The organism is Streptomyces zinciresistens K42 (genome assembly GCF_000225525.1).
Lineage (GTDB): Bacteria > Actinomycetota > Actinomycetes > Streptomycetales > Streptomycetaceae > Streptomyces > Streptomyces zinciresistens.
The window spans coordinates 1-4,319 of sequence record NZ_AGBF01000332.1 but is presented as its reverse complement, the minus strand read 5'-3'; the positions used below and the strand labels follow the sequence as shown (position 1 = coordinate 4,319).

General features: G+C 72.4%; 6 protein-coding genes. 3 read left to right on the top strand and 3 right to left on the bottom strand.

Annotation, left to right across the window (positions count from 1 at the left end; all coding sequences use genetic code 11):
* The first annotated feature begins 121 nt into the window (after nucleotides 1-121).
* Genes SZN_RS35705 through SZN_RS35695 form a run of 3 tightly spaced genes read left to right on the top strand, consistent with a single transcriptional unit; the run spans nucleotide 122 to nucleotide 2,609 of the window.
* Nucleotides 122-1,261 carry an ABC transporter ATP-binding protein gene (locus SZN_RS35705; RefSeq protein WP_078509088.1) on the top strand — a complete coding sequence of 380 codons (1,140 nt, stop codon included), beginning with the start codon at nucleotides 122-124 and terminating at the stop codon, nucleotides 1,259-1,261.
* Nucleotides 1,258-1,944 carry an ABC transporter permease gene (locus SZN_RS35700; protein ID WP_007505150.1) on the top strand — a complete coding sequence of 229 codons (687 nt, stop codon included), beginning with the start codon at nucleotides 1,258-1,260 and terminating at the stop codon, nucleotides 1,942-1,944. Before SZN_RS35705 ends, SZN_RS35700 begins: the two co-directional genes overlap by 4 nt.
* Complete coding sequence (locus SZN_RS35695; protein ID WP_007505148.1) at nucleotides 1,941-2,609, top strand: ABC transporter permease; 669 nt, start codon at nucleotides 1,941-1,943, stop codon at nucleotides 2,607-2,609. The genes SZN_RS35700 and SZN_RS35695 overlap by 4 nt, the downstream gene beginning before the upstream one ends.
* A 33-nt stretch (nucleotides 2,610-2,642) precedes the next feature.
* Here SZN_RS35695 and SZN_RS35690 read toward each other — a convergent pair whose 3' ends face one another.
* From SZN_RS35690 to SZN_RS35680, 3 genes are read right to left on the bottom strand one after another with little or no spacing between them, the layout of a single operon-like run.
* Complete coding sequence (locus SZN_RS35690; RefSeq protein WP_043734950.1) at nucleotides 2,643-3,245, bottom strand: GTP-binding protein; 603 nt, start codon at nucleotides 3,243-3,245, stop codon at nucleotides 2,643-2,645.
* A complete protein-coding gene (locus tag SZN_RS35685; protein WP_007505145.1) occupies nucleotides 3,232-3,657 on the bottom strand; it encodes a DUF742 domain-containing protein in 426 nt (141 codons plus the stop codon). Before SZN_RS35685 ends, SZN_RS35690 begins: the two co-directional genes overlap by 14 nt.
* 29 nt (nucleotides 3,658-3,686) lie before the next feature.
* Nucleotides 3,687-4,163 carry a roadblock/LC7 domain-containing protein gene (locus SZN_RS35680; RefSeq protein ID WP_007505142.1) on the bottom strand — a complete coding sequence of 159 codons (477 nt, stop codon included), beginning with the start codon at nucleotides 4,161-4,163 and terminating at the stop codon, nucleotides 3,687-3,689.
* Between the last annotated feature and the right edge of the window lie 156 nt (nucleotides 4,164-4,319).

The following is a 4,319-nucleotide window of genomic DNA, read 5'->3' as shown; positions in this document are numbered from 1 at the left end:
GCACGCGGTCCGGCCGCCGCAAGGGTTCCGCAACACACGACGTCTAGACTCTGCCCTTTACGGCCCGCGCCCGTGGTCGAAAGCGGGCGAAATCTGCCAGACCCGAAGGGTATTCGGCGCTTTGATACGGATAGAGTCAGTCACCAAGCGGTATCCGGACGGCACGGTGGCGGTCGATCAGCTCTCGCTGGAGATACCCGACCGTGCGATCACCGTTCTCGTGGGGCCGTCGGGCTGCGGGAAGACCACCACACTGCGGATGATCAACCGGATGGTCGAGCCCAGTGAGGGAACGATCCTGCTCGACGGCGCGGACATCCAGCGGCAGCCCGTCAACACCCTGCGCCGCTCCATGGGATACGTCATCCAGAACGCCGGCCTCTTCCAGCACCGCACCATCCTGGACAACATCGCCACCGTGCCGCGCCTGCTGGGCTGGAGCAAGGACAGCTCCCGCGCCCGCGCCCGGGAGCTGATGGAACGGGTCGGACTCGACGCGGCGCTGGCCAGGCGCTACCCCTACCAGCTCTCCGGGGGCCAGCAGCAGCGCGTCGGCGTCGCGCGGGCCCTCGCCGCCGATCCGCCCGTCCTGCTGATGGACGAGCCGTTCTCCGCGGTCGACCCGGTGGTGCGCAAGGGCCTCCAGGACGAACTCCTCAGAATCCAGGACGAACTGGGCAAGACCATCGTCTTCGTCACCCATGACATCGACGAGGCCGTCAAGCTCGGCACGATGGTCGCCGTGATGCGCACCGGGGGCCGCCTCGCCCAGTTCGCCCCGCCCGCCGACCTGCTGTCGCACCCCGCCGACGCGTTCGTCGAGGACTTCCTCGGCGCCGACCGCGGCATCCGGCGCCTGTCCTTCTTCCCCGCGGCCGGCCTGGACCTGCTGACCGGCCCGATCGTCTCCGCCGGAGCCACCGCGGGCCAACTCGCCGCCGCCGGCGCGGCCGGCGCCCCCTACCTCCTGGTCACCGACGCCGACGGCAGACCCCTCGGCTGGAGCGCGCCCGGGGACCTCGCCGCCGGGGAGGGCGCGGACGGCCGACTGCTGCCGTACGGGCGCCCGTTCACGGCAGCCACCGACTCGCTGCGCGCCGCCCTCGACTGCGCGGTGCTCTCGCCCACCGGCTGGGCCGTCGCCGTGGACGCGGAGGGCCGGGCCACCGGGGTCGTCTCGCAGACGGCGATCGGCGAGGCCATCCGCGGGGCGCACGCGCGGCGTGCCGCACCGGACGGCGTCCAGCGGGTCGCGCCGTGAACCAGCTCTTCGACATGCCGAGTTACCTGGAGCACAGCTACCTCGGCCTGGTGGGACTCCATCTGCGCGAGGCCCTGCTCCCGGTGCTGGCCGGGCTGGTCGTGGCGCTGCCCGTGGCCCAGCTGTGCGTGCGCTTCCGCTGGCTGTACCCGCCGGTGCTGTGGGTGACCACCGTGCTGTACGCGATCCCGTCGCTGGCCTTCTTCGTCGTCCTCATCGACTACACCGGTCTGAGCGAGCTGACGGTGATGATCCCGCTGGCCGTCTACAGCCTCGTCGTACTGGTCCCCGCCATCGTGGACGGCGTGCGGTCCGTGCCCCAGGAGACCCTGGCCGCCGCCACCGCCATGGGCTTCGGACCCGTACGCCGCTACCTCCAGGTGCAGTTGCCCATCGCCGCGCCCGCGATCCTCGCCGGACTGCGGGTGGCGGCGGTGTCGAGCATCTCCCTGGTCAGCGTCGGCATGCTGATCGGCAACGCGGGCGCCCTCGGCAACCTGCTGGACAGCGGCCTGAAGTACGACCAGCCCCGGCTGGTGTGGCTGTCCGTCGTGGGCACGGCCGTCCTCGCCATCGCGGTGGACGCCCTGCTGATCGTCCTGCGCGTGCTCCTCACCCCGTGGATGCCCCGCGGCACCCGCAGGAGCACCAGGACGCCCCTGGCGAAGGAGACCGCCCGGTGAACATCCTGAACTTCATCGACGCCTTCTTCAGCGACAGCGCCCGCTGGCAGGGCTACGACGGCATCCCGGCCCGGCTCGGCGAGCACGTCCAGTACACGCTGACGGCCCTCGGCATCGCCGCCGCCGTCGGACTGCCCGTCGGCCTGCTCACCGGCCACACCGGCCGCGGCGGCAACGCCCTCGCCCTGATCGCCACCTCCGCGCGGGCGCTGCCCAGCTTCGGCCTGATGGTGCTGATGTTCCTCCTGCTCGGCCTCGGCATGGCCCCGGTGATGATCCCCCTCGTGGTGCTCGCCGTCCCGCCCATCCTGGTCACCACCAACGAGGCCATGCGCTCGGTGGACCCGGCGCCCGTGGACGCCGCCCGGGGCATGGGCATGGGGGAGGCCCAGATCCTCTTCCGGGTCGAACTGCCCACGGCCCTCCCGCTGATCCTCAGCGGACTGCGCTCCGCGGCCATCCAGATCGTCTCGACGGCCACCATCGCGGCGTACGTCAGCTTCGGCGGCCTCGGCCGGTACATCGTCGACGGGCTCTACCAACGCGACTACGAGAAGGTCGTGGGCGGCGCCACGCTGGTCGCGGGCCTGGCCGTGGCCACGCTCGTGCTGTTCTGGGGAGCGGGCCGGCTCTCGGTGTCGCGGGGGGTGCGCAGGGACGGCTGACGCCGGGGGACGGCCGGGCGCGAGGCCCGGCCGTCACCCCCGCGTCCGCGCGAGCGCCAGCTCCAGGACCACGAGCAGCGCGTCGCGCACCGAGCCGGTGTCGCGGGCGTCGAAGACGACCAGGGGGACGCCCTCGGCGACGTCGAGCGCCCAGCGCACCTCGTCCAGGGTGTGCTCGACGCGGCCGTCGAAGGCGTTGGCGGCCACCGCGAACGGGATGCCCTTGTGCTCGAAGTAGTCGACGGCGGCGAAGCAGTCGTCCAGCCGCCGGGTGTCGACGATGACGAGGGCGCCCACCGCGCCCTCGACCAGGTCGTCCCACATGAACCCGAACCGCTCCTGTCCGGGCGTGCCGAACAGGTACAGCTTCAGCGTCGGGTCGATCGTGAGGCAGCCGAAGTCCATGGCGACGGTGGTCGTGGTCTTCAGCGGGGTGTGCGTGAGGTCGTCGACACCGGCCGCGACCTCGGTGATGGCCGCCTCCGTGGTCAGCGGCTCGATCTCGGAGATCGCGCCCACCGCGGTGGTCTTGCCCACCCCGAAGCCGCCCGCGATCACCAGCTTCACGGGCAGCGGCGGTCGTACGGCCGCCGGCCGCGCGGCCGCGGCGCCCACGGCCGTTTCAGTCGCTGTCACTGCGTACCCCTCGTGCGTCGGGGATGGCGCGCAGGCCCTCGATGACCCTGCGCAGGACGGAGGCGTCCTGGACGACGCCGGAGTCGGGCACGTGCACCGTCAACTGGCCCGCGGCACGCAGGTCCTCGGCGAGGACCCGCACCACGTTCAGATGCAGCCGCAGCCGGGCCGCGATCTCCGCGACGGACTGCGGCAGCCGGCACACGGCGACGATGTCGTGCCGCTCGAAGGCCAGCCGGCCGAGCGCGTCGATCCCCTCGGCCGTCGCCACCACCTGGGCCTCCAGGGGCAGCGACCGGCCGTCCGAGCAGTCCGCGACCCGGCCGGCGGTGAGCAGGAACGGCCGTACGGCGGAGGCCTGGCCGACCGGTTCCGGGCCGCCGGGGCCCGGTGGTGGAGCGCCGTCCGCCATGGGTTCGTCCCTCCTCGATGGCCTCGTCGTCAGCGGACCGACGGGGCGCCGACGCTGTTCTTCAGCTCCAGCACCAGCTGCGGGCTGAGGGCGGCGCCGGCCCGGTTGGCGAACACGGTCATCTCGTAGGCGATGTTGCCCAGTTTGGCCTCCTTGTCGGTGACCACGCCGAGCACGGCGCCGCTGCCGATCGCGGAGACCAGCACATGTCCGCCCGCCAGATCGATGATGACCTTGTTGAGGCCGCCGAGGCCGTAGTTGCCGGACGCGCCCGCCGCCAGGCTCGTGATGCCGGACACGATCGCGGCCAGCCGCTCGGAGTCCGCCTGCTCACCCAGCTCGGACACCGCGATGAGCAGCCCGTCGGAGGAGACGGCGATGGCGTCCACGACACCGGCCGTCTCGGTGGCGAAGCGCTTCAGCAGCCATGTGAAGTCGGCTGCCGCGGCCCGCAGTTCGGCCTGCGAAGCGCCTCCTGCCGGGGTGCCCTCTGACGACGTGCTCACTGCTCCGCTCCTTCCGGGAGGTCGTTCTGGTGGTATGTGCGGGGGGTCGGTGGGGTGGCCGGGACGTGACGCTCACCGGTGTCGCGGTGCGCGCGTTCCACGGCCGCCTCGAACTCGTCGATCTCGCGCCGCACCGCGTCCGCGTCCGTGGTCGGC

What these genes read in the sequence shown, in the direction of transcription:
- SZN_RS35685 (WP_007505145.1), bottom strand. Translation starts at nt 3,657, where the DNA reads ATGGCGGACGGCGCTCCACCACCGGGCCCCGGCGGCCCGGAACCGGTC.